This window comes from Phenylobacterium sp. Root1290 (assembly GCF_001425305.1).
GTDB lineage: Bacteria > Pseudomonadota > Alphaproteobacteria > Caulobacterales > Caulobacteraceae > Phenylobacterium.
Map to the genome: position 1 here is coordinate 1387473 of NZ_LMEE01000001.1, position 22334 is coordinate 1409806.

The 22334-nt window shown below is 70.6% G+C and carries 25 protein-coding genes and 1 pseudogene; 14 read left to right on the forward strand and 12 right to left on the reverse strand.

From position 1 onward, the window contains the following. Positions 1-11 precede the first annotated feature (11 nt). Positions 12-302: a YciI family protein gene (locus ASC79_RS06735; protein WP_056024357.1), complete on the forward strand. Its 291-nt coding sequence runs from the start codon at positions 12-14 to the stop codon at positions 300-302. Beyond that, on the forward strand, positions 302-667 hold the full coding sequence (locus ASC79_RS06740; protein ID WP_056024354.1) for a Rieske 2Fe-2S domain-containing protein: 366 nt from the start codon (positions 302-304) through the stop codon (positions 665-667). Before ASC79_RS06735 ends, ASC79_RS06740 begins: the two co-directional genes overlap by 1 nt. Positions 668-809: 142 nt before the next feature. Here ASC79_RS06740 and ASC79_RS06745 read toward each other — a convergent pair whose 3' ends face one another. From ASC79_RS06745 to ASC79_RS06755, 3 genes are all read right to left on the reverse strand, one after another. Beyond that, on the reverse strand, positions 810-1565 hold the full coding sequence (locus ASC79_RS06745) for a creatininase family protein (protein ID WP_056024351.1): 756 nt from the start codon (positions 1563-1565) through the stop codon (positions 810-812). 92 nt (positions 1566-1657) lie between these two features. After that, on the reverse strand, positions 1658-1894 hold the full coding sequence (locus tag ASC79_RS06750; protein WP_056024348.1) for a helix-turn-helix transcriptional regulator: 237 nt from the start codon (positions 1892-1894) through the stop codon (positions 1658-1660). Between the two features lie 98 nt (positions 1895-1992). Next, on the reverse strand, positions 1993-2526 hold the full coding sequence (locus tag ASC79_RS06755; RefSeq protein WP_056024345.1) for a DUF2975 domain-containing protein: 534 nt from the start codon (positions 2524-2526) through the stop codon (positions 1993-1995). Between the two features lie 323 nt (positions 2527-2849). On the opposite strand from ASC79_RS06755, the gene rdgB reads away from it, so the two are divergent. The 9 genes from rdgB (at position 2850) to ASC79_RS06800 (ending at position 11410) form a co-directional block, all read left to right on the forward strand. Next, a complete protein-coding gene (gene rdgB, locus ASC79_RS06760) occupies positions 2850-3449 on the forward strand; it encodes an RdgB/HAM1 family non-canonical purine NTP pyrophosphatase (protein WP_056025126.1) in 600 nt (199 codons plus the stop codon). Further along, a complete protein-coding gene (hemW, locus tag ASC79_RS06765) occupies positions 3446-4588 on the forward strand; it encodes a radical SAM family heme chaperone HemW (protein WP_056024342.1) in 1143 nt (380 codons plus the stop codon). Before rdgB ends, hemW begins: the two co-directional genes overlap by 4 nt. Before the next feature lie 25 nt (positions 4589-4613). Next, positions 4614-5480, forward strand: coding sequence for a 16S rRNA (cytidine(1402)-2'-O)-methyltransferase (gene rsmI / locus ASC79_RS06770; RefSeq protein WP_056024339.1), 867 nt, complete (start codon positions 4614-4616; stop codon positions 5478-5480). Further along, complete coding sequence (locus ASC79_RS06775) at positions 5477-5851, forward strand: YraN family protein (RefSeq protein ID WP_056024335.1); 375 nt, start codon at positions 5477-5479, stop codon at positions 5849-5851. The genes rsmI and ASC79_RS06775 overlap by 4 nt, the downstream gene beginning before the upstream one ends. Before the next feature lie 11 nt (positions 5852-5862). Continuing rightward, positions 5863-6678: a SirB1 family protein gene (locus tag ASC79_RS06780; protein WP_056024332.1), complete on the forward strand. Its 816-nt coding sequence runs from the start codon at positions 5863-5865 to the stop codon at positions 6676-6678. Positions 6679-6757: 79 nt separating this feature from the next. Beyond that, complete coding sequence (gene gshB / locus ASC79_RS06785) at positions 6758-7705, forward strand: glutathione synthase (protein ID WP_056024329.1); 948 nt, start codon at positions 6758-6760, stop codon at positions 7703-7705. Positions 7706-7837: 132 nt separating this feature from the next. Further along, positions 7838-9361, forward strand: a complete 1524-nt coding sequence (locus tag ASC79_RS06790; protein WP_056024326.1) for a YifB family Mg chelatase-like AAA ATPase — start codon at positions 7838-7840, stop codon at positions 9359-9361. Between the two features lie 113 nt (positions 9362-9474). Further along, positions 9475-11046 (forward strand): MFS transporter, encoded by a 1572-nt coding sequence (locus tag ASC79_RS06795; protein WP_056024323.1) that lies wholly within the window; start codon positions 9475-9477, stop codon positions 11044-11046. Further along, positions 10982-11410: a universal stress protein gene (locus ASC79_RS06800; protein ID WP_056024320.1), complete on the forward strand. Its 429-nt coding sequence runs from the start codon at positions 10982-10984 to the stop codon at positions 11408-11410. The genes ASC79_RS06795 and ASC79_RS06800 overlap by 65 nt, the downstream gene beginning before the upstream one ends. On the opposite strand, the gene ASC79_RS06805 is transcribed toward ASC79_RS06800, so the two are convergent. From ASC79_RS06805 to ASC79_RS21750, 4 genes and pseudogenes are all read right to left on the reverse strand, one after another. Then, positions 11388-11813, reverse strand: coding sequence for a hypothetical protein (locus tag ASC79_RS06805; RefSeq protein ID WP_156378447.1), 426 nt, complete (start codon positions 11811-11813; stop codon positions 11388-11390). The genes ASC79_RS06800 and ASC79_RS06805 overlap by 23 nt on opposite strands. Positions 11814-11896: 83 nt before the next feature. After that, complete coding sequence (locus ASC79_RS06810; protein ID WP_056024314.1) at positions 11897-12247, reverse strand: hypothetical protein; 351 nt, start codon at positions 12245-12247, stop codon at positions 11897-11899. A 196-nt stretch (positions 12248-12443) separates the two neighbouring features. After that, positions 12444-12836, reverse strand: coding sequence for a hypothetical protein (locus ASC79_RS06815; RefSeq protein ID WP_235528796.1), 393 nt, complete (start codon positions 12834-12836; stop codon positions 12444-12446). Positions 12837-12960: 124 nt separating this feature from the next. Further along, positions 12961-13149: pseudogene (locus tag ASC79_RS21750) on the reverse strand (response regulator transcription factor); the annotation flags it as partial. Between the two features lie 102 nt (positions 13150-13251). Here ASC79_RS21750 and ASC79_RS06820 point away from each other — a divergent pair. The 3 genes from ASC79_RS06820 (at position 13252) to ASC79_RS06830 (ending at position 16971) form a co-directional block, all read left to right on the forward strand. Beyond that, on the forward strand, positions 13252-13632 hold the full coding sequence (locus ASC79_RS06820; protein ID WP_056024311.1) for a helix-turn-helix domain-containing protein: 381 nt from the start codon (positions 13252-13254) through the stop codon (positions 13630-13632). 83 nt (positions 13633-13715) lie between these two features. Beyond that, on the forward strand, positions 13716-15215 hold the full coding sequence (locus ASC79_RS06825; RefSeq protein ID WP_056024308.1) for a response regulator: 1500 nt from the start codon (positions 13716-13718) through the stop codon (positions 15213-15215). Positions 15216-15255: 40 nt separating this feature from the next. Then, positions 15256-16971, forward strand: coding sequence for an MFS transporter (locus ASC79_RS06830; RefSeq protein ID WP_056024305.1), 1716 nt, complete (start codon positions 15256-15258; stop codon positions 16969-16971). Here the strand turns inward: ASC79_RS06830 and ASC79_RS06835 are convergent. The 5 genes from ASC79_RS06835 to ASC79_RS06855 form a co-directional block, all read right to left on the reverse strand. Continuing rightward, on the reverse strand, positions 16968-17801 hold the full coding sequence (locus ASC79_RS06835) for a serine protease (RefSeq protein ID WP_056024299.1): 834 nt from the start codon (positions 17799-17801) through the stop codon (positions 16968-16970). The genes ASC79_RS06830 and ASC79_RS06835 overlap by 4 nt on opposite strands. Before the next feature lie 13 nt (positions 17802-17814). Continuing rightward, positions 17815-18240, reverse strand: coding sequence for a DUF350 domain-containing protein (locus ASC79_RS06840; RefSeq protein ID WP_056024296.1), 426 nt, complete (start codon positions 18238-18240; stop codon positions 17815-17817). Positions 18241-18300: 60 nt separating this feature from the next. Continuing rightward, positions 18301-19470 (reverse strand): 23S rRNA (adenine(2503)-C(2))-methyltransferase RlmN, encoded by a 1170-nt coding sequence (gene rlmN / locus ASC79_RS06845; RefSeq protein ID WP_056024293.1) that lies wholly within the window; start codon positions 19468-19470, stop codon positions 18301-18303. A 309-nt stretch (positions 19471-19779) separates the two neighbouring features. Beyond that, positions 19780-21288, reverse strand: a complete 1509-nt coding sequence (ubiB, locus tag ASC79_RS06850; RefSeq protein WP_056024291.1) for a 2-polyprenylphenol 6-hydroxylase — start codon at positions 21286-21288, stop codon at positions 19780-19782. 3 nt (positions 21289-21291) lie between these two features. After that, complete coding sequence (locus ASC79_RS06855) at positions 21292-22050, reverse strand: class I SAM-dependent methyltransferase (protein ID WP_056024289.1); 759 nt, start codon at positions 22048-22050, stop codon at positions 21292-21294. Between the last annotated feature and the right edge of the window lie 284 nt (positions 22051-22334).

A 22334-nucleotide genomic window follows, 5' to 3' on the forward strand; every position in this document is an offset into this window, starting at 1 on the left:
AAGGAACGCCCGTGACCGTCTTCGTCCTCCACTGTCTCGACAAGCCCGCCTCGCTCGACCTGCGCCTGGCCAACCGCGAAGCCCACCTGGCCTATGTGAGCGGCTTCAAGGCGCACCTGAAGCTGGGCGGCCCTATGCTCAACGAAGCGGGCGAGATGGCCGGCTCGATGCTCATCGTGGAATTCGACGACATCGAGCAGGTTCGCGCCTTCTCGGCCGACGACCCCTACGCCAAGGCCGGCCTGTTCCAGCGCGTGGACATCACCGCCTTCAAGCCGACGCTCGGCGGCTTCGCCAGCTGATGCGCGACGGCCCCGACAATCCGGCCCGGCCGGGGCCCGGCGTAGCGCTGTGCGCGCTCGCCGACCTGGCCGATCCCGGTTCGAAGGGCTTCCGCTTCCGTGAGGACGGCAAGATGTTCGCCGGCTTCGTGGTGCAGGTGGGCGGCCAGATCCGCGGCTATGTCGACAGCTGCCCGCACGCCGGCTGGCCGCTGGCCGCCTGGGACGACCGCTACCTGACCCGCGAGGGCGACCTGATCCTCTGCGGCGGCCACGCAGCCCTGTTCCGCCCGCTCGACGGCCATTGCGTCGTCGGCCCCTGCGCCGACCAGAAGCTCACACCCTGGCCGGTCCAGGTGATCGACGGCCAGATCCTCACGGCCTAAGCTGAAACCCATCTCCCCTCAGGGGAGAGGCAGGGTGAGGGGAAGCGGCGCGCAGCAGCGCAACACGGCCCGCCCGTTTCACCGGCGGATCCGCAGCCCCCTCACCTAACCTCTCCCCAAGGGAGAGGAAAAAGTCCCCGGCCTACCCCCGCGCTGGGAACGTCTCAGCGGCGAAGGCGGCGACGTCCTCGACCAGGCCCTCGGCGGCCAGCTTCACCAGCTCGCCGCCCTTTTCCGGCGTCGCCAGGCCCGGATCGGAGCCCATGCGGCCGTCGGGGTAGCGGGCGCGGAAGTCCTTGGCCTCGCGGATCGGACCGGTGGGCGCGATCTGCGGCGCATAGTTCGCGGTCTTGATGGCGTCGGGGTAAGCCCACTGGGTCACGGCGATCTCGGACGGCGTCGCATGGCTGCCGTGCCCGACCGGAAATTGTCGCTGGGCCAGGGCGTTCACGCCCTTCAGCTCCCACCAGTTCTTGAGCTTGCAGGCGAAGCCGCGCTCGGCCTTGGCGAAGCTGGCCTCGGCGTAGAGCTCGGAGAACGCCGCCTCGATGGTGGCGACGTTGCCGCCGTGGCCGTTGAGAAAATAGATCTTCTCGAACCCATGACCGGCCAGCGAGCGGCACCAGTCGCCGATCGCGGCGATGAAGGTGGTCGGGCGCAGCGAAATGGTGCCGGGAAAACCCAGGTGGTGCTGGGCCATGCCGATGTTGAAGGTCGGGGCGATCAGCAGGTCGGCCGACTTCTGCGCCTCGTGGGCGATGATCTCCGGGCACAGCCAATCGGTGCCCAGCAGGCCGGTCGGGCCGTGCTGCTCGTTCGAACCGATCGGCACGACCACCGTCTTGGAGCGTTGCAGATAGGCTTCGATCTCTTGCCAGGTCGACAGGTGCAGCAGCATGCGGAATTTCCTACTCAGTCGTGCGAACGGGCACACTAGCGCCCGAACGGGCCTTTGATCCAATCGCGCGGCGCCGATGCGACGGCATGGCGCTAGTCGAGATCGTCGTCGCCCACGTCGTCGGGCCCCGGCTCGTAGATCAGCAGATCGCCGGGCTGGCAGTCGAGCTCGCGGCACAGCGCCGACAGGGTCGAGAAGCGCACCGCACGCGCCTTGCCGGTCTTCAGGATCGAGAGGTTGGCGATGGTCACGCCCACGCGGTCGGCCAGCTCGGTCAGCGACATCCGCCGCTGCAGCAGGACTCGGTCGAGGTTCACGCGGATGGGCATCAGAACGCTCCCAGGCGAAGTGGGAACCGGTTCGCCGTCCGGGAGCGCGACCCGAAATGACTAGCCATGCACGAGACTTTCAAAGGATCGGGCATGGCTTAGATCGTCAGCTCGGCTTCACGACGCAGGCGCGCGCCCTCGCGGAACACCTCGGCCAGCACGAACACGACCAGCACCGAGAACCAGGCGGTCGGGCTGAATTCCGGCTGCGAGATCGCCGCGTCGGGGAGCGCCCAGGCGCCCAGCCCGTAGATCACATAGCGGCCGATTTCCAGGCCGGCGAGCACCAGGCCGATCACCCGCAGACGCCGGACGTTCTCAGGGTGGAAGGGGTCGCCCGCGGTCAGGGTGGAGAAGATCCGGCGCAGGCGCTCGACGATCACCAGCACGCCGGCGAGATAGAGACCGGCTGCGGCCAGGCCGCCCAGCAGCACCGGGCCGCCGGCGTCGATCTGGGTCCCGCCGCCGGTCCGGATCGACATGTTCTCGATCAGCTCGGGATTGAAGCTGAAGAGGACGGCGGCCAGCATCATCAGGCAGACCGCGCCGATGCCGATCCACAGGGCGAAGAACACCACGTCGAGGATGATCTTCAGAAAGCTCGATACCGAGCCGGGCCCTAGGGCGCGCATCGCCGTTCTCCGTCCTCTCGCAGCGACGAGAGCTTAGGCGAAAGCCCCGCCCGTCACCAAGGCGGCGATCGGCAGGGCGGCCATCAGCACCGCGGCGATCATCAGCGTGCGGTCGAGGTGGTTCATCATGGACACAAACATGGAGACAGTTCCTTTTTTCTTATGTTGCACCGCAGCAATTGGTGCTGCGAAGCTTGGCTTTCAATAGCCAAACGGCGTTTTCCCAGCAATCGAAACATCGAAAAACGATATTAAACTTTTGCAATGCAACATGAACGGCCCTGGCCTATGGTCCGCCGCCCGTCGCACCCAGGTAGATGTCCATGGCCCTCAAGCTCGAACCCGGCGCCAAGCTGGTGGTCGCCACCCACAATCCCGGCAAGGCCCGTGAGCTGGCCGCGATCCTCGACAACCGCTTCGAACTGGTCACCGCCGGCGAGCTTGGCCTGGGCGAACCGGACGAGACCGAAAGCACCTTCGTCGGCAACGCCCTGCTGAAGGCGCGCGCCGCCGCCGAGGCCAGCGGCCTGATCGCCCTGGCCGACGACAGCGGCCTGTCGGTCGCCGCCCTGGACGGCGCGCCCGGCATTTTCTCGGCCCGCTGGGGCGGCCCTGAGAAGGACTTTGTGGGAGCCATGAAAAAGGTCGAGCAGCGGCTGGAGGAAGCCGGCGCCGACGACTTCTCGGCCTGGTTCACCTGCGCCCTGGCCGTCGCCTGGCCGGGCGGCCCGGCGGTGGTGGTCGAGGGCCGCGTCGACGGGACCCTGGTGTTCCCCGGCCGTGGCGACCGCGGTCACGGCTACGACCCGATCTTCCAGGCGCTGGGCGCCGACATCACCTTCGGCGAGATGGATCCGGACGAAAAGGACCAGATCAGCCATCGCGCCCTGGCCTTCGCCAAGCTGAAGGCCGCGCTGCTTTGACCACCGCCCTGGGCCTCTACATCCACTGGCCCTACTGCGCGAAGATCTGCCCCTACTGCGACTTCAACGTCTACCGCGCACGGGGCCGCGACCAGGAACAGACCGCCCTCGCCCGCGCCATCGCCGCCGACCTGGAGGCGCAGCGCGCCCAGACGGGCGAACGCGAGCTGGTCTCGATCTTCTTCGGCGGCGGCACGCCCTCGCTGATGGACCCGGCCTGGGCCGCCGACCTGATCGCGCTGGCCCGGCGGCTCTGGACGCCGGCCGCGCAGGTCGAGGTGACGCTGGAGGCCAATCCCACCGACGCCGAGACGGACCGCTTCGCCGCCTTCGCGCAGGCCGGAGTAAACCGCCTGTCGCTCGGCCTGCAGGCGCTGGACGACGCCAGCCTGAAGTTGCTCGGCCGCAACCACGACGCCGCCGAGGCCCGCCGCGCCGCCGAGGTCGCCTCCGCGACCTTCCCGCGGCTGTCCGTCGACATGATCTACGCCCGGCCAGGCCAGACCCCGGACGCCTGGCGAGACGAACTGCGCCAGGCGCTGGACCTCGGCGCGGAGCATGTCTCGCCCTACCAGCTGACCATCGAGGCCGGCACCGCCTTCGACCGCGCCGTGCGCCGCGGACGCCTGGTCCCGCCCGGCGACGAGACCGCGGCCCAGCTCTACGAGACCACCCAGGCGACCCTGGAGGCGGCCGGCTTCGAGGCCTACGAGGTCTCCAACCATGCCCATGGCGACGCCGCCCGCTCGCGGCACAATCTCGTCTACTGGACCGGCGAGGACTATGTCGGCGTCGGCCCCGGCGCCCACGGCCGCCTGACGCTGGACGGCGCCCGCACCGCCACCTTCGCCCACGCCAGGCCCGCCGCCTACATCGCCGCCATCGAGGCCGGCGACGGCGTCGCCACGCGCGAGACCCTGAGCGCCGTCGAGGCGGCCGAGGAGCGCCTGCTGGCCGGCCTGCGGATCACCCAGGGCCTGGCCTTCGCCGACGTCGCCGCGCTCGGCCTGACGCCCGACCATCCGAAGGTCGCCGATCTCGTCGCCGCCGGCCTGATCGCCCCAGATCGCGCCCGCCTGCGCGCGACGCCCGAGGGCCGCCTGCTGCTCGACCATGTCACCTCCAGGCTTGCGACCTGAGCCATAACCGGCGAAGCCTTGCCCCATGTCGCGTCACCCTCCCCCGCCGGCCCTCTCCGAAGCCCCGCTCGATCCTGGGCTCTATGTGGTCGCCACGCCGATCGGGAACCTGCGCGACATCACCCTGCGCGCGCTGGACGTCCTCTCGGGCTGCGATCTGGTCCTGGCCGAGGACACCCGGGTCGCCGCCAAGCTGCTGAGCGCCTACGGCCTGTCCAAGAAGGTCGAGCGCTATGACGAGCATTCGGCCGAGCGCAGCGGCCCCAAGGCCCTGGCGCTGCTGGCGCAAGGCGGCCGCGTCGCCCAGATATCCGACGCCGGCACCCCGCTGGTCTCCGATCCCGGCTTTCGGCTGGTGCGCGAGGCCATCGCCCAGGGCTCGCCGGTCTATCCGATCCCCGGCGCCTCGGCGCTCCTGGCCGGGCTGGCGGTCGCCGGCCTGCCCACCGACCGCTTCCTGTTCGCCGGCTTCCCGCCGCCCAAGAGCGCCGCGCGCAGGGCCTTCTTCGAGGAACTGGCCGGCATCCGCGCGACCCTGGTGTTCTTCGAGGGCGGCTCGCGTCTGGCCTCCAGCCTCGCCGACATGGCCGCCGTCTTCGGACCGCGCGAGGCCGCCGTCGCCCGCGAACTGACCAAGTTTTACGAGACCGTGACCCGCGTGCCGCTGGACCAGCTGGCCGCCGATCCGAAGATGGACTTTCCCAAGGGCGAGCTGGTCATCCTGGTCGGCCCCGGCCGCGAGGAGGCGGCCACCGCCGCCGACGCCGACGCCGCCCTGGCCGACGCCCTGACCCGCCTGAAGCCCGCCGACGCCGCGGCCGAGGTCGCCAAGGCGCTGGGCCTGCCGCGCCGCGATCTCTACCGCCGGGCCATGGAGCTCAAGCAGAAGTGAACCGGGTCCGCCAGGCGCGCGGGGCCGCGGCCAGGACCGCCGGACGCCGGGCCGAGGCCTGGGCGGCGCTCTGGCTGATGGCCAAGGGCTACCGCATCCTGGGCTTCCGGCTGCGTACGCCGCAGGGCGAGATCGACCTGCTGGCCCAGCGTGGGCAGGTGTTGGCGGTGGTCGAGGTCAAGCAGCGCACCACGCTCGAGGCCGCCCTGGAAGCGGTCTCCCAGGACCAGCGCGAACGGCTGCGCCGGGCAGGGCGCGCAATCGCCGCACGCCGGCCCAGCTTGCAAAACCTGGCCGTTCGGCTCGATCTGGTGGCTATAGCTCCGGGCCGGCTGCCGGTTCACAGTCCCGACGCCTGGAAAGGCGCATAAACCTAGGCGCGATGACCCAAGAGGACGCCGAAAACGTACTGCGCGACGCCGGACAGGCGCCGGACGAGAGCTTCCCGCTGCTGGAGGCCGCGGTCGCCTGCGCGGTGCACGAGGATCCGGCCCGCGATCCGCGTCCGGCGCTCGAACTCGCCAAGCTCGGCGTCGAGCGGCTGTCCGCCCGGCTGCGCACGGAAAGCCCCGAGGAAGCCCTGGCCGAAACCCTGGCCGGCGACCTGGGCCTCAGCGGCGACCTGATGACCTACGACCATCCCGACAACGCCTGCGTCGTGGCGGTGGCCGAGCGGCGCCGCGGCCTGCCCGTGGCGCTCGGCGTCTTCTACCTGCACGTCGCCCGCAAGTGCGGCCTGACGGTCCAGGGCGTCGACTTCCCCGGCCACTTCCTGCTGCGCATCGAGACCGCCGAGGGCCCGCTGGCCTTGGACCCGTTCAGCGAGGGCCGCGTGGTGCTGCCCTCCGAGCTGACCCGCAGGGCGCTGCACGCCGGCCTGACCCCCAACGTCGCCGACCGGCTCGACCGGCTGATGGCCCCCGCGCCCGACCGCGCCGTGCTGATCCGGCTGCAGAACAACGTCTTCGCCCGCGCCACCGCCGCCGGCGACTTCGGCCGCGCCGAGCGCGCCGCCCTGCGCCGCGCCCTGCTCGATCCGCTCGACCACCGGCCCTGGCTCGACGTCGCCGCCGCCCGCGAAGGCCAGGGCGCCCTGGCCGGCGCGCTGCAGGCCCTGGCCCACGCCAGCACCCTCGACGGCGGCGCGGCCCTCGCCGCCCGCGCCCAGCGCGAACGCGTGCGCTTGCGCCTGAACTGACAGGCGTTGCAGCGCTTCTGGGTGGCGCTCCGCGCCCTCGCGGCCTATCTCAGACGCCTTGACCGTTGAGGAGCTACCCATGTCGTTGAAGGTCGCCGTCCAGATGGACCCGCTCGAGGCCATCAAGATCGAAGGCGATACGACCTTCCTGATGATGCTGACGGCCCAGGCCCGCGGTCACTCGCTGTTCGTCTACACCCCCGACAAGCTGTCGCTGGAAGAGGGCAAGGTCTTCGCCCGCGGCCGCTCGGTCACGGTCAAGGACGTCAAGGACGACCACGCCGCCTTCGGCCCCTGGGAACGGGTGAACCTTGCCGACTATGACGTCGTCCTGCTGCGCCAGGACCCGCCCTTCGACATGGCCTACATCACCTCGACCCACTTCCTCGACGTGATCCACCCGAAGACCCTGGTCGTGAACAACCCGACCGAGGTCCGCAACGCGCCCGAAAAGCTCTACGTCACCGGCTTCCCTGGCGTGCAGCCGCCGACCCTGATCACCTCGGACGTCGAGGCGATCTACGACTTCCGCGCCCGCCACGGCGACATCGTGCTGAAGCCGCTGTACGGCGGCGGCGGCTCGGGCGTCGCCCGCCTGCTGGCCGACGACCCCAATCTCGACGCCCTGCTCGACCTGCACCGCATGATCGGCCGCGAGCCGGTGATCGCCCAGAAGTTCATCCCCGCGGTCAGCAAGGGCGACAAGCGCATCCTGCTGGTCGACGGCCAGCCGGTCGGCGCGATCAACCGCGTGCCTGGCGCCGGCCAGATCCGCTCCAACCTCGCGGTCGGCGGCCGCGCCGAGGCGGTCGAGCTCACCGCCCGCGACCTCGAGCTCTGCGCCATCATCGGGCCGGAGCTGAAGCGCCGGGGCCTGATGTTCGTCGGCATCGACGTGATCGGCGACTATCTCACCGAGATCAACGTCACCTCGCCGACCGGCGCCCGCGCCCTGGAACGGTTCACCGGCGTCAATGCGGCGGCGATTTTGTGGGACGCTATTGAAGCCGCCCGTACAACGGCTTAGGTTGCAACTCCAAGAGACACGCATAAGTCGCGGAATCGTCTCGTTTTCCTGAAAAGTTCATTTTTTGTTCTTGATCCGACCCGCGCGGCGTGGTGGGGTTGTGGATAAGTTGAGCCATTTCTAGGGGTTGGCATGGCCTCCCGAGTCGTGACCGTAGCCTTTCAGGGGGTCGAGGCCCGTCGAGTCGACGTCGAGGTCCAGCTGACCACCGGCGAGGTGAAGTTCATGCTGGTCGGCCTGGGCGACAAGGCCGTCGCCGAGAGCCGCGAGCGCGTGCGCGCCGCCTTCGCCGGCTTGGGCCTGGCGATGCCCAGCCGCCGCATCATCGTCAACCTCGCCCCGGCCGACCTGCCCAAGGAAGGCAGCCACTACGACCTGCCGATCGCCCTGGCGGTGATGGCCTCGATGGGGGTGCTGCCGCCCGACGCCCTGACCGAATGGGCGGCGATCGGCGAGCTGTCGCTGGACGGCCGCATCGTCGCGGTGGCCGGCGCCCTGCCGGCGGCGGTCGCGGCGGGCGCCCTGGGCCTTGGCCTGATCTGCCCCGAGGCCTCGGGCGCCGAGGCGGCCTGGGCCGGCGACACCCGGGTGCTGGCCGCCCCGTCGCTGGTCGCCATCGTCAATCACTTCCGCGGCACGCAGATCCTCTCGCCGCCCAAGCCGGGCGCCATGGTCGAGGGCGAGCGCGTTCCCGATCTGCGCGACGTGAAGGGCCAGGAAAACGCCAAGCGCGCCCTGGAGATCGCCGCCGCTGGCGGTCACAACCTGCTGTTCTCCGGGCCGCCCGGCTCGGGCAAGTCGATGATGGCTGCGCGCCTGCCGGGCCTGCTGCCGCCGCTGTCGCCGGCCGAGCTGCTGGAGACCTCGATGGTCCATTCGGTGGCCGGTCTGATCGCCAAGGGCGAGCTGACCCGCGCCCGCCCGTTCCGCACGCCGCACCACTCGGCCAGCATGGCCGCGCTCACCGGCGGCGGCCTGCGGGTCAAGCCGGGCGAGGTGTCGCTGGCCCACAACGGCGTGCTGTTCCTCGACGAGCTGCCCGAGTTCTCGGCCCAAGCGCTGGACTCGCTGCGCCAGCCGCTGGAGACCGGCGAGGTCGTGGTCGCGCGCGCCAATGCCCATGTCCGCTACCCGGCCCGCTTCCAGCTGATCGCCGCCCAGAACCCCTGCAAGTGCGGCCTGGGCGGGGCCGGGCGCGGCGCCTGCGGGCGCGCCCCGCGCTGCCAGACCGACTACCAGATGAAGGTCTCCGGGCCGTTCATGGACCGCATCGACCTGCAGGTGGACGTGCCGCCGGTCACCGCCGCCGATCTGTCCCTCCCCGCTCCCGCCGAGGGCACGCGCGAAGCCGCCGCCCGCGTGGCCGAGGCGAGAGCGCTGCAGGCCGACCGCGCCGGCGGCGAAGGCGCGCGGCTCAACGCCCAGGCCGAGGGGGACTTCCTTGAGAAGATCGCCGACCTCGACCCCGCCGCCCGCGCCCTGCTGGCCAAGGCCGCCGAGGCCGGCGGCCTGACCGCCCGCGGCTGGACCCGGACGCTGCGCCTGGCCCGGACCATCGCCGACCTGGAGGGCGCCGGCCCCGTGCGCCGCGCCCACGTCGCCGAGGCCCTGATCTACCGCCGCGCCGCCGTGAGCGCGGACTTCATCAGGGCCTGAGCCATCAGGGCGACCTGACCGCCGACCTCCGCAATTTCCCCGATGGCGCCCCCAGGCGAGGGCCCGATACTTGGACCTCTCCGGCCCGCCGCCCCGCCGGGGAGGAGCTGGACATGCCGCTCGGCCAAGACCCCGCCTTCGACGAGGCCCAGCGCGCCCGCGCGGCCAGGGTTCTGACCGTCGAAGTCGTGTTCTCCACCACCTGCGACAAGGTGGTCACCGGCGTGTTGCTCACCGCCTTCGCCCTGCAGCTTGGGGCCAACAACGCCCTGATCGGCACGCTGGCGGCGGTCGGATTCTGGGCGCAGCTGCTGCAGGGACCCGGGGTGATCCTCATCGAGCGTTGGCGCCGCCGGCGGGCCATCACCGTGCTCACCTCCCTGGTCTCGGCGATCGCGCCGGCCATGATGGCGGGCCTCGCCTTCGCCGCACCGGGCGGCTCGGCCCAGACCGGGCTGATCCTCGCCGTCGCGCTCTACACCGGCGCCGGGGCGATCGGCGGCTGCGCCTGGAACGCCTGGGTGCGCGATGCGGTCTCCGACGATGTCCGCGGGCGCTTCAATGGCCGCCGCTCCAGCCTTTCGTCTGGGGTCGCCGTGGTCTCGGGCCTGTTCGCCGCCTGGGTCCTCGACCGGGTTCCAGAGGGCGACGCCGGCCGCGCGGCGGTGTTCGCCGGACTGTTCGCACTGGCCTTCCTGGCCCAGCTCGCCAGCGCCTGGTGCCTGTCGCGGGCGCCGGAGCCGCCGATGCCCCCGCCGCCCCCGCAGCCGGCCCGTCTGCTGCCGCTGCTGGGCGAGCCGCTGCGCCATCCCAACTACCGGCGGCTGATCGCCTTCCTGGCCAGCTGGCAGTTCGCCGTGAATCTGGCCCGGCCCTTCCTGACCGTCTTCCTGCTCAGCCAGCTCGGCTTCAGCATGACCTTCGTCATGGTCGTCAACCTGGTCAGCCAATTCGCCAACATGTTGTCAATGCACCGTTGGGGCGCGCTGGCCGACCGCTTCGGCAACAAGTCGGTGCTCAACGTCGCCGCGCCGCTGTTCGTCGGCTGCATCGCCGCCCTGGTGGTCGCCTCGCAGATTCAGCCCCGCACCCTGGCCGGGATCTATGTGCTTCTGGTCGCCCTGGTGATGGGGGTGGCGTCGGCAGGCGTCGCCCTGGCCTCCAACGGAATCACGCAGAAGCTGTCCCCGCCTGGCGCGGCGGCCTCGTTCCTCGCCACCAACGGGTTGATCTCTGCGGCGGCGGCGGGCGTGGCCTCGATCCTCGGCGGCCTCACCGCCGACGCCTTCGCCCAGCGCGCCCTGGCCCTGGCCCTGCAGTGGGAAGGCCCGCACTACGACGCGGCCATGCAATTCGCCATCCACCATTGGGACTTCTACTTCCTGATCTCGGCCTTGCTCGGCCTCTACGCCCTGCACCGCATGACCCTGGTTCGGGAGGAAGGCGAGCTCGACCGCCGCACCATGATCAGCCGAATGCTCGCGGACCGGCGCACGCGCGGCGATGACCCGGCCGCGGCGCAGCCCGGCGCCGCGCCCTGGGACCTGCTGCTGCGCGAACGCGCCCAACGGCGGCGTGGGCGCCGCCCCGTCTCAACCGCACCGACAACGGAGGCCCCCGATGCCCGGCTACTCCCACATCCTGGTCACCGTCGACATCGAGGACCCGACCAACACCGAACGTGAGCTCTTCCGCGCCCGAGAGATCGCCGAGGCGTCCGACGCCCGCATCACCCTGCTGAATGTCCGTACGCCGCGCTCGTCGCGCTACAACACCTACCTGCCCAAGACCTTCGACGCCGACGAACAGGCCCTGCACGAGGCCGAGCTGCTGAAGTGGGCAGATACCCTCACCGACACGACATGGCCTGTGACGATCCGGGTGCGGGTCGGCCCCGTCGCCGGCGAGGTGCTGGCCGAGGCCAAGGCCGCGGAGGCGGACCTGATCATCATCGGCGCCCACCAGCCCAGCGCCGCCTCGCGCCTGCTGGGTTCGAACGCCGAGCGGATCGTCCGCGAGGCGGGCGTCAGCGTGCTGGTCGCGCGATAAGCCGGGCCTGCATGTGCGCCCCCACCGCCAGGCTGATCAGCACCAGATAGCTCCAGAGGATCAGGGCGGTGATGTAGGCCCTGGCCCGCACGCCCTCGTCGACGATGATCGCCGCATGGGTGATCACCAGCAGCAGCTGGAACGCGGCCGCCGGCAGGATCCAGGTCCGATCGGAGCGGACGACGAGGCCGAGCAGGACGCCCAGGAAGACCACGTCCACCGCGAACACGCTCCACTGCGGATCGACCCAGTTCGTGCGGTTCTGCAGGGCGATGGTCGCCAGCCAGGCGATGACGTTGGTCACCGCCACCACGCGCTCCACCCAGCCCCCACGCCACCAGGCGTAGGTCGAGACGGCCAGCATGGCGATGGCCCAGATCTGTTCGGGCAATGAGCTGAGCACGAAAAAGGGGCCCTCAAGGCTGAGGACCCCCATACTGAGGCTTACGCCGCAGGATGCAACTTCCGGACGCCCCGGATCGGGTGTCAGGCGGCCGGGGCCACCCGCATGATCTGGCGCACGCGGGCCGAGGCCTCGGGAGGCTTCTCCATCCCGCCGTACATCACCGCGCCCAGACCGATCTGGGTCTTGGCCGCGTCCAGTTCCTTGTGGGTCTCACAGATCGCGCGGCGAGCCTGGGCGAGCAGGGCGATCGCCTCGCTGGCCCGTTCCACGGCGCCTTGGCCAACCAGGGCCGACAGGCCCGCGTCGGTACGCAAACTCGGCATCACACCCGCCAGGCCGGCCGTCTTCGCCAGGGCGGCGTCGATGGCGGCTTCGGCTTCGAACAAACTCGCCGCGACTTGATCGGCGATCATACGACGTTGCTTGAGCATGAGAGATCTCCTGGCGCGCGGCCGAACGCCGACGCCTTCTGTGCGTGTTCAGATTTCGGGGAACAGGGCTAAAGCCCCGTTTGGAATTAGGATTAAATTAAGCTCTGGAGCGCGTGCAGGCCGGCGAGCAGCGCCCCGAACGCCAGGGCGGCGACGATCGCGATCACGCCGACCAGCCCCAGCCGGACAAGCGGCCCTAGGCTTCGGGCCGGAAGTCCGAGTCCAGTTCCGGCTGGAAGCCCTCGTCCAACAGCGCCCAGCTGGTGCAGAGGATTTCCCGCAGCACCATTTCCGGCGGCTTGAACTGAGACATCTTGCGCAAACCAGACATCAGGTCGCGCGCCATGGCCGCCTTCATCGGCGAATCCGCCAGGTCCGCGAGCTGACGTTCCAGCTGGCTCCAGGTAAAGGTCGGCACGTTGGCTTCGTGGCTCGGCGGCGCCGGCCAGCGGCGCTCGAATTCCGCCACTTCGTCCCGCACCCGCATCGCCCGGCCAACCGCCGCCCGGCGGTTCGTCGTCTCGCGATCGGGATGCAGATCCACCACCGACACCCTGGCGTCCGCCAGTTCTCGCAACCAGTCGCCCATCAGCCCTGTCTCCTTGCTGGGCTTCATCAGCCCATGGGAAGACGTCGGCGTCTGTCCTGATTGCATCGTGTCCCGATCCGATCGGGACAACGATTTCGTGGTCGGCCAGGGCGCGGGCGGCGGCGTAGCGGTCCCCGACCCCCAGCTTGCGGCGGGCGCGGTCGCAATAGGTGTCGACCGAGGCCTTGGACATCCCCAGCTCGCGCGCGATCTGCTTTGAACTCAGGTGCCGGTCGACCAGACGCAGGCAATCGCGCTCCCGAGGAGTCAGGAGTTCAACGGGGTCCAGAACGGTCTCAGGCGGTGCGCGCATAGGACGAATACGTTAGCGACTCGCGTTACCGGCCGTCTACTTGTTATGGTGCGGCAGGCTTAACGCCGCGATAGAATATCCTAAGCGAATGGGGAGGACAAAATGCCCCTCGACGACGCCATTGGACCCGACCCCGTCGATGTCGCCATCGGCGCCCGCATGCGACTGCGCCGCAAGTCGCTCGGCATCAGCCAAGGTGTGCTGTCCGAACGGGTTGGCGTGTCATTCCAGCAGATTCAGAAGTACGAGCGCGGCGCCAACCGCGTGTCGGGATCTATGCTGGTCGCCATCGCCTCGGCCCTCGACACCACCGTCGGCTGGCTGGTCGGCGAGGAAGGCGGCCTTTCCGATGCGGCCGACGAAGTCATCCAGGCCCTGGCCCTGACCGGCGCGGTCGAACTGCTGGAAGCGTTCGCCGCGATCCCGCACGCCTCGGCCCGCGCCGCCCTGGTCACCCTGGCCCAGGAAATGGCCGCCCTCTGAAGCATTGACCGGCGAAGAAATGCGCCCGATTCAAGGGTCGCGTTTGACCGCCCGTTAAGCCCGGCACGGTAAACCCTGGGTCGATGACCTATGATCAATCCCGTGAAGCCCGCGTCAGCGCCGAGCAACTCGCCTCGCTCAGCCATGAGTTCCGCACGCCTCTGAACGGCGTGCTTGGCATGGCCCGCCTCCTGGAGGGCACCGGCCTGACCGATGAACAGCGCGCCTATGTGTCGGCGCTGCGCGAGTCCGGCGAGCATCTGCTGGGCCTGGTCAACGACGTGCTCGACTTCGCGCGGCTCGGCGCCGACAAGATCGAGCTCCACCCCACCAATTTCGAGGTCGAGAGCCTGCTGCGCTCGGTCTGCGAGCTGCTCTCCCCCCGCGCCCAGGAAAAGGGCCTGGAGATCGCCTGGACCGCCCCTGCCGGCATCGGCCGGGTGATGGCCGACGAGGGGCGGCTGCGCCAGATCCTGCTCAACTTCGCCGGCAACGCCGTGAAGTTCACCAGCGAGGGCGGCGTGCTGGTCAGCGTCGCCGAGACCGCCGACGGCCTGCGCTTCACCGTCGAGGACTCCGGCCCCGGCGTCAGCCAGGCCGCGCGCGAGACCATCTTCGAGGCCTTCGAACAGGCCGATCCGCTGCGCGACGTGCAGTTGGGCGGCGCGGGCCTTGGCCTGGCCATCGCCCGCAAGCTCGCCGGCGCCATGGACGGCGAAGTCGGGGTCGAAACCGCCGGCATCGGCGGCGCCGCCTTCTGGTTCGAGGCGCCGTTCGAACGCCAGCCCGCCCGCGCCGAGCGCCCGCTTGGCCGCCGCACCGTGGCGATCGTCAGCGCCAACCGCATCGTCGCCGAGGCCGCCCGCCGTCAGATCGAGGCCTCCGGCGGCAAGGCCCTGGTCGCGGCCGGCCTGGAGGCGGCGCTGGCCGCCACCAAGCCCGCCGACGTCGTGCTGATCGACCGCGCCCTGGCCCCGGACCAGCCGCCGGCCAAGCGCTCGCTGCTGGTCATGCTGACGCCCGAGGAGCGCGGCCACATCGCCGAGCACCGCGCCGCGGGCTTCGCCGGCTACCTGATCAAGCCGCTGCGCCGCGCCTCGCTGGCCGAACGCGTGCTCGCCGCGCGCCGCGACGATCCGGCCCGTGCGGTTGAGGACGACCGCATCGCCCCGGCCGCCGCGCCCGGCGCCCGCATCCTGCTGGTCGAGGACAACCCCATCAACGCCCTGCTGGCCCGCACCCTGCTGACCCGCGAAGGCTGCCGAGTCGACCAGGCCGGCGGCGGCGAGGAGGCGCTCGCCGCCCTCACCGTCGGCGGCTACGACCTGATTCTCATGGACATGCGGATGCCCGGCATGTCGGGCCTGGAGGCCACGCGCCGCGTGCGCAGCCTTGGCGTGCGCACCCCGGTCGTCGCCCTGACCGCCAACGCCTTCGAGGAAGACCGCCACGCCTGCCTCGCCGCGGGCATGGACGACTTCCTGGTCAAGCCGCTGACGCCCGACGCCCTGCGCGCGGCGCTTGGCCGCTGGACGGCCGCCCCCGACTGGACGGACAAGGCGGACCACGCCAAGGTCGGCTGACGCCGGGGGCCGCCCTGGCGTCGTTCCGGGGAAGCCATTCATGACCGACCAGACGCAGGCCGCCGAGGCCGGCAAGAAGCCCGGCACGCTCCAGGCCCTGGCCGTCTATCTCGAGCGCCGCTCCCTGGTCATGCTCTCGCTGGGCTTCGCCTCGGGCCTGCCCAACCTGCTGATCTTCGACACCCTGTCGGCCTGGCTGCGCGACGCGGGCCTGTCGCTGGAGGTCATCGCCTTCTTCGGCCTGGCGACCCTCGCCTATTCGCTGAAGTTCCTGTGGGCGCCGCTGGTCGACCGCGCCAAGGTCCCCGTCGTCACCAAATGGCTCGGCCACCGCCGCTCCTGGATGCTGCTCTGCCAGGGGCTGATCATGCTGGGCCTGTGGCTCATCGCCGGCACCGATCCGGTCACCAGCCTGGGCATGATGGCGCTGTTCGCCGTCCTGGTCGGCTTCGTCTCCGCGACCCAGGATATCGTCATCGACGCCTGGCGGATCGAGGCCGCCGTCACCGAGAAGCAGGGCGCGATGGCCGCCGCCTATCAGTGGGGCTACCGCATCGCGATGATCGTCGCCGGCGTGCTGCCGCTGGCGCTGTCGGAATACGCCGGCTGGAACACCTCGTACGCGATCATGGCCCTGCTCATGCTGATCGGCGTGCTCGGGGTGCTCGGCGCCCCGCGTGAGGCGCAGCACGAGATCCGGGCGATCGACACCGGCGACATCCCGCCGGCCCCGGCCCGCGACGGCGTCGAATGGGCCGTGCGGCTGCTGCTGTTCGTGCTGGGCGGGGTGGTGCTGGGCTCGGGCCTGGCCGGCAACGCCGCGATCCTGGCCGCCGCCTTCGAGCGGCTCGGCCTGCCCGGCGCGGCCGCCCAGGTCACCGCGCTCTGGGAAGCCAAGCCCTGGGGCGTCTTCGCCCAGGTCGGCGGCGTCGGGCTCGGCGCGCTGGTGATCTTCTTCGCCGCCCGCCCGGCCCCGGGTCTGAAGACCCGTCCCGGCCGCTATCTCAGCGTCGCCCTCGGCGCGCCGCTGGCCAACTTCTTCGCCCGCTACGGCCAGGCGGCGGGCCTGATCCTGGCGCTGATCTGCGTCTACCGGCTGAGCGACTTCGTGCTCAACATCATGAACCCGTTCTACCTCGACATGGGGTTCAGCAAGATCGAGATCGCCGAGGTCCGCAAGGTGCTGGGCGTGGTGATGTCGGTGCTCGGCGTGGGTCTGGGCGGCTTTTCCATCGCCCGCTTCGGGCTGATCCGCTCGATGGTGGTCGGCGCCTTCGCCGGGCCGATCTCGAACCTGGTCTTCGCCTGGCTCGCCGCCCAGGGACCCGAGCTCTGGGCGCTCAGCGTCGCCATCGGCGTCGACAACATCGCCTCCGGCTTCGCCGGCACCTGCCTGATCGCCTACATGTCCAGCCTGACCGGCCAGGGCTTCACCGCCACCCAGTACGCGCTGTTCTCCTCGCTCTACGCCCTGCTCGGCAAGCTGGTCGCCTCGCAGTCGGGCCGGATCGTCGAGGGCGCCGCCGCCAGCGCCGACGCCGGCGGCATCTTCGCCGCCTTCAAGCCGCTGTTCTTCGGCCTGCCGCCGGAAACCTTCGCCAACGCCATGGAGAAATCCGGCGTCACCCCGGCGGCGCTCGGATCGGGCTACGTGACCTTCTTCATCTACTCGGCCCTGCTCGGCCTGATCGGCATCGTGCTGGCCTTCATGGTCGCCCGCCTGAGCCCGCAGCCCAAGGACGTCTCGGACGTCTAGGACGTCCGCAGACAGATCACCTGGGCGATGCGCAGGTCGCGGCGCAGGGTGTCGGCCACGCGGCCGTAGTTGTCGGTGGTGATCGGCTCGCCGACCGCGAACTTGTCGGGCCGCTGGTGGGTCGCGGCCAGGGCCGCCAGCACCGTCTCGGGCGAGGTGGTGTAGATCCGGCCCCGGCGCGGCGACTCCGCCACCGTGACCCCGATCACCCGCCCGGCGCGATCCAGCACCGGCGAGCCCGACAGCCCCGCCAGCGTGCCTTCCAGCCCGTCGGTGCGGCCGGTCTCGGCCCAGACCAGCACCGGCTCGGTGCGCGCGCCGCGGCCGCGCACCTCCAGGTTCTCGCGGCCCAGCAGGCGCGAGGTCGCCTCCCCCGGCTCGCCTTGCGGGTAGCCCGGATGGAACGCCCGGTCGCCGCGACGCAGCTCCCGGTCCAGGCCCAGCGGCAGCGGCGGCGCACCGCCCTCGGTGGTCAGGATCGCCGCTTCGCCGCGCGGATCGATGTGCACCCTGGCCTCGACCCCGCGCCCCTCGGCCACCACGATGGCCGTCTGGGTGCAGCCGTCGACCACGTGCCGGGCGGTGATCCAGATGCCGCTGTCGGAGACCGAGAAGGCCGTCCCGACGCCCGGCTCGGCCTTGCCCGGCACATCGACCACCACCTGCGGGTCGAACGGCGAGGCGGGCCCCAGCGGCAGGCCCTCGCCGCCAGCCACCGGCGGCGGCGGCGGCGGCGCGTCGGCGCGCTCCTGACGGCCGACGGCCGCGATCAGCAGCGCCAGCACCACCGCCAGATAGACCAGCCAGTCTGGAAGCCGGGGAAAATGCATCAGACCGGTCGGATCAGCCGGCCATCGCTGCGGCGATGATGATGGCCGTCGCCAGCTTCGCGCCGACCAGCAGCGCCGCGGCGGCGATCTCGCCTTCCTGGATGCGCTGGGGCAGGCCGTGCAGGGCCAGGTCCACCAGGCGGAAGATCAGCAGCTGCAGCGCCACGCAGGCCGCACCCCACATGCCGATCTCCAGCGCCGAGGTCGATCCCGCCAGCGACGCCGCCAGCGGAATGGCCAGGCCGACCAGGACCCCGCTCAGCGACAGGGCCGCGGCGGCGTTGCCTTCGCGGATCAGGGTGATCTCGCGGTGCGGGGTCAGCAGGACATAGATCGCCACGCCCAGGAACAGGATCAGCACCGTGACCCCGATATGCATCAGGGCGATGGGAAAGCCGTTGGCGAAGGCCTGGATCTCAGGCGATTGCAGTTGCGGCATGGGACCCCGTCGTCTGGACTCTAAAAACTCGGCCGCATGGTTAGCACGCGGGGCCGCCGGCTAGGCAATAGCCTCCGGTTGCTCGGCCGCCTGCTTGCGCCGGACGCTGGCGCGCACCTTCTCGCTCTCCGACTTCAGCTGGCCGCAGGCGGCCAGGATGTCGCGGCCCCGCGGCGTGCGGATCGGCGAGGCGTAGCCGGCGCGGTTCAGGATCGCCGCGAAGCTCTCGATCGCGCCCCAGTCCGAGCAGCCGTAGTTGGTCCCAGGCCACGGATTGAACGGGATCAGGTTGATCTTGGCGGGGATGCCCTTGAGCAGCTTGACCAGGGCCTTGGCCTCGGCCGGGCTGTCGTTGACGTCCTTCAGCATCACGTACTCGAAGGTCACGCGGCGGGCGTTGGACAGGCCCGGATACCCGCGGATGCCCTCCATCAGCGTGGCGATGTCGTACTTCTTGTTCAGCGGCACCAGCACGTCGCGCAGGTCGTCGTAGGTGGCGTGCAGCGAGATCGCCAGCATCGCCTGGGTGCGCTCGCCCAGCGCCTTCAGTTCCGGCACGACGCCCGAGGTCGAGACCGTGATCCGGCGGCGCGAGATGGCGATGCCCTCGCCGTCGGCGATGATGTCGATGGCGTCGGCGACGTTGTCGAGATTGTAGAGCGGCTCGCCCATGCCCATGAACACGATGTTCGAGAGCCGGCGGTCCTCCTTGGGCGAGGGCCACTCCGACAGGTCGTCGCGGGCGATCTGCACCTGGGCGACGATCTCCGCCGCGGTCAGGTTGCGGACCAGCGCCTGGGTGCCGGTATGACAGAAGGTGCAGTTCAGCGTGCAGCCGACCTGGCTGGAGACGCACAGCGCGCCCGAGCGGCCGACGTCGGGAATGTAGACGGTCTCGACTTCAATGCCCGGGGCCATGCGGATCAGCCACTTGCGGGTGCCGTCCTTCGACACCTGCCGCTCGACCACCTCGGGCCGCGCCAGGGTGAAGGCCTGCTCCAGGGCCGCGCGGGTTTCCTTGGCCACGTCGGTCATCGCCGAGAAGTCGGTCGCGCCGTAGTGGTGGATCCAGCGCCACAGCTGGCTGGCCCGCATCTTGGCCTTGTCCGGGCGCACCACTTCAGCCGCCACCAGGGCGTCGGCCAGCGCCTTGCGGGTCAGGCCCGAAAGGTTCGGTTTGACGGCGACGGCCGCGACCGGTCCGCGCGAAAGATCAAGGGTGACGCCCAAGGCAAGCTCACTGTCTGGAAGACCGCGGAATATAGGGCGCCGAGGCCCTTACGCCAAATGAACGCCCCTGCGGCCTTTCAGTACGCAGTGTCATCCCGGTTTCGGCGCAGCCGAAGACCGGGACCTATGAACGCCAGATGGGCCAGATCGGAGAGAAGCCGCGCCACGCCCGCGACCTTCAACGCGAAGGGGTCCCGGCCTCGCTTCGCAAACCGGGATGACGCTCTGAGCGTCCGGCCCGCACAGTTAGTCCTCGCCCCCTTGGGGGAGAGGGTTGGGTGAGGGGGACTACGGCCTGCGCGTCGTTCCTCAGAACAACCACGCCGCCAGGAGAAACGCCGCCCCGGCCACCGCCGCGCCGATGGCGAACCAGGCCATGCGCGAGCTCCGCTCCTCGACCACCGCCACGGCCGCGGTCGCCTGCGGCGGGTTCTCGATCAGCCGGTGCAGCGCGCGCAGCGCCTCGATCCCCTCGTCGACGAAGCGCTTGACCCGCGCTTGCGGACCCAGCTCGCGCAGCATCCAGCGTCGCACCACCGGATCGGCCGCCTTCCAGATGTCATGGTCGGGATCGAGCCGCCGGGCGACGCCCTCGACGGTCATCATGGTCTTCTGCAACAGCACCAGCTGCGGCTGCAGCCGCATGTCGAACAAGGCGGTGATCTCGAACAGCTGGGTCAGCACCCGGCCCATCGACACGTCGCTGGCGGTCCGCCCGAACAGCGGCTCGCCCACCGCCCGCAAGGCCTGCGCGAAGGCGTGGACCGAATGCGTGCGCGGCACATAGCCGGCGTCGAAATGGGTCTGGGCGATCTTCTCGTAGTCGCGCTCCAGGAAGCCCCAGAGGATCTCGGCCAGATAGCGCCGCTCGGCCGCCGCCAGCCGCCCGACGATGCCGAAGTCGACGGCGGTGATCTCCGCCGGCGCGGCCACGAACAGGTTTCCCTCGTGCAGGTCGGCATGAAACACGCCGTGGTCCAGCGCCTGGGACAGGAATGCCCGCAGCAGCTTGTCGGCCAGGGCCGGGCGGTCGAGACCCTCCAGCTCCAGGCTCGCCGGGTCCGACAGCGGCGCGCCCTTGGCCCACTCCTGGGTCAGCACCTTCTTGCCGACCCCGTCCCACACGACCTTGGGCGCGGTCATGTAGCCGTCCTTGGCCATCACCTCGCCCAGCTCGTCGCCGCCGGCCGCCTCCAGCCGCAGGTCCAGCTCCAGCTCGGTGGCGCGGATCACCGTCGTGGCCAGGGCGCGCGGCTCCAGCCGGCGGGCCGGGACCGAGATCCGCTCCACCAGCCGCGCGGCCAGGGCCAGCACCTCGGAGTCCTCGGCCACCCGCCGGTCGATGCCCGGCCGCAGCACCTTCACCGCCACGCGGCGGCCGTCCAGCAGCACGGCGTCATGCGCCTGGGCCAGCGAGGCGGCGGCCACCGGCTCGCCGAACTGCGCGAACAGGCTCTCGATCGGCCGCCCCAGCGCCAGCTCCACCTCGCGCCGCGCGACCGCGGTCGGGAACGGCTCCAGCTTGTCCTTCAGGCGCGACAGGTCGTCGGCGAACTCGGCGCCGAAGATGTCGGCGCGGGTCGAGAGCAACTGGCCCAGCTTGATCGCTACCGGTCCCAGCCGCTCCAGCGAACGGGCCAGGCGCTCGCCGGGCCGTCCGACGCGCGCCTGGCGGCCGGCGAACACGCTCAGTCCCTGCGACAGCGTCCGCACGCTCGGCGGATAAAGCTCGTCAAGCTCGCGCGGCAGCAGGGCGTCGTTGCGCGCCAGCGACCAGGCCGCCGCGGTCAGCCGCCCGAAAGCCGCAAGACTTCCCATGAATCAGAACGCCCGGCCGTGATGCAGGGCCGCGACGCCGCCGGTGAAGTTGGTGAACCCCGCCCCGCTGAACCCGGCCTTCTCGATCATCGAGACGAAGGTCCGCTGGTCGGGGAACCGGCGGATGCTCTCCACCAGGTACTGGTAGCTGTCGCGATCCTTGGTCACCAACTGGCCGATCTGCGGGATCACCTTGAAGGAATAGGCGTCGTACGCCTTGCGCAGCATCTCGGTCGCCGGCTGCGAGAACTCCAGGCACAGGAACCGCCCGCCCGGCTTCAGCACCCGGCGCGCCTCGACCAGCGCGGCCTGCACGTCGGTGACGTTGCGGATGCCGAACGAGATCACATAGGCGTCGGCGCAGGCGTCCGGCAGCGGCAGGCGCTGGGCGTCGCCGACGTTCCAGGTGATCTCCGGCTCGCCGCCCTTGGCGCGCCCGGCCGCGATCATCTCGGCGTTGTAGTCCATGATCATGATCTGGGCGTCGCGGCCGCCGCGGCGCTCCTGGGCCGCGCGCGCCAGCTTGGCGAAGCGGCGGGCCATGTCGCCGGTGCCGCCCGCGCAGTCGATGATCACCTCGCCCGGCTGCGGGTTCAGCCGCGCGGCGGTGGCGTCCTTCCAGAGCCGGTGCACGCCCGCGCTCATCAGGTCGTTCATCAGGTCGTAGCGGCTGGCCACGCTGTCGAACACGCCGCGCACCAGGCGGGGTTTTTCCGAAGCGTCGACGTCGCGAAAGCCGAAGGTGGCGGAAGGTCCGGTCATGCGACGGGTCTTAACTCGACCACGCCAGCCGCGCCAGTCGCGGGAGGCCCAGGGCGGCAAATCCCCCGCCCCCCTGGGGGAGAGGGACAAGAAGGTCCAACCCCAATGCGTCCCCCCGCCCCCTTGGGGAAGAGGGCTAGGGTGAGGGGGTCCCCGCCGCCGCAATGCGCCGCTCCGCGTCGCAACCCCTCACCTAACCTCTCCCCTCAAGCGGGGAGAGGAACAGAATCGGCCATCCCCCAAACGCGTCCCCTCGCCCCCTTGGGGGAGAGGGCTAGGGTGAG

Coding starts and splice junctions, on each gene's coding strand:
- ASC79_RS06780 (WP_056024332.1), top strand. CDS start 5,863: ATGACCCAAGAGGACGCCGAAAACGTACTGCGCGACGCCGGACAGGCG.
- rdgB (WP_056025126.1), top strand. CDS start 2,850: ATGGCCCTCAAGCTCGAACCCGGCGCCAAGCTGGTGGTCGCCACCCAC.
- ASC79_RS06795 (WP_056024323.1), top strand. CDS start 9,475: ATGCCGCTCGGCCAAGACCCCGCCTTCGACGAGGCCCAGCGCGCCCGC.
- ASC79_RS06745 (WP_056024351.1), bottom strand. CDS start 1,565: ATGCTGCTGCACCTGTCGACCTGGCAAGAGATCGAAGCCTATCTGCAA.
- ASC79_RS06815 (WP_235528796.1), bottom strand. CDS start 12,836: ATGGGCGACTGGTTGCGAGAACTGGCGGACGCCAGGGTGTCGGTGGTG.
- rsmI (WP_056024339.1), top strand. CDS start 4,614: ATGTCGCGTCACCCTCCCCCGCCGGCCCTCTCCGAAGCCCCGCTCGAT.
- ASC79_RS06855 (WP_056024289.1), bottom strand. CDS start 22,050: ATGACCGGACCTTCCGCCACCTTCGGCTTTCGCGACGTCGACGCTTCG.
- ASC79_RS06800 (WP_056024320.1), top strand. CDS start 10,982: ATGCCCGGCTACTCCCACATCCTGGTCACCGTCGACATCGAGGACCCG.
- ASC79_RS06820 (WP_056024311.1), top strand. CDS start 13,252: ATGCCCCTCGACGACGCCATTGGACCCGACCCCGTCGATGTCGCCATC.
- ASC79_RS06825 (WP_056024308.1), top strand. CDS start 13,716: ATGACCTATGATCAATCCCGTGAAGCCCGCGTCAGCGCCGAGCAACTC.
- ASC79_RS06790 (WP_056024326.1), top strand. CDS start 7,838: ATGGCCTCCCGAGTCGTGACCGTAGCCTTTCAGGGGGTCGAGGCCCGT.
- ASC79_RS06740 (WP_056024354.1), top strand. CDS start 302: ATGCGCGACGGCCCCGACAATCCGGCCCGGCCGGGGCCCGGCGTAGCG.
- gshB (WP_056024329.1), top strand. CDS start 6,758: ATGTCGTTGAAGGTCGCCGTCCAGATGGACCCGCTCGAGGCCATCAAG.
- ASC79_RS06830 (WP_056024305.1), top strand. CDS start 15,256: ATGACCGACCAGACGCAGGCCGCCGAGGCCGGCAAGAAGCCCGGCACG.
- ASC79_RS06840 (WP_056024296.1), bottom strand. CDS start 18,240: ATGCCGCAACTGCAATCGCCTGAGATCCAGGCCTTCGCCAACGGCTTT.
- ASC79_RS06810 (WP_056024314.1), bottom strand. CDS start 12,247: ATGCTCAAGCAACGTCGTATGATCGCCGATCAAGTCGCGGCGAGTTTG.
- ASC79_RS06835 (WP_056024299.1), bottom strand. CDS start 17,801: ATGCATTTTCCCCGGCTTCCAGACTGGCTGGTCTATCTGGCGGTGGTG.
- ASC79_RS06750 (WP_056024348.1), bottom strand. CDS start 1,894: ATGCCCATCCGCGTGAACCTCGACCGAGTCCTGCTGCAGCGGCGGATG.
- ubiB (WP_056024291.1), bottom strand. CDS start 21,288: ATGGGAAGTCTTGCGGCTTTCGGGCGGCTGACCGCGGCGGCCTGGTCG.
- ASC79_RS06755 (WP_056024345.1), bottom strand. CDS start 2,526: ATGCGCGCCCTAGGGCCCGGCTCGGTATCGAGCTTTCTGAAGATCATC.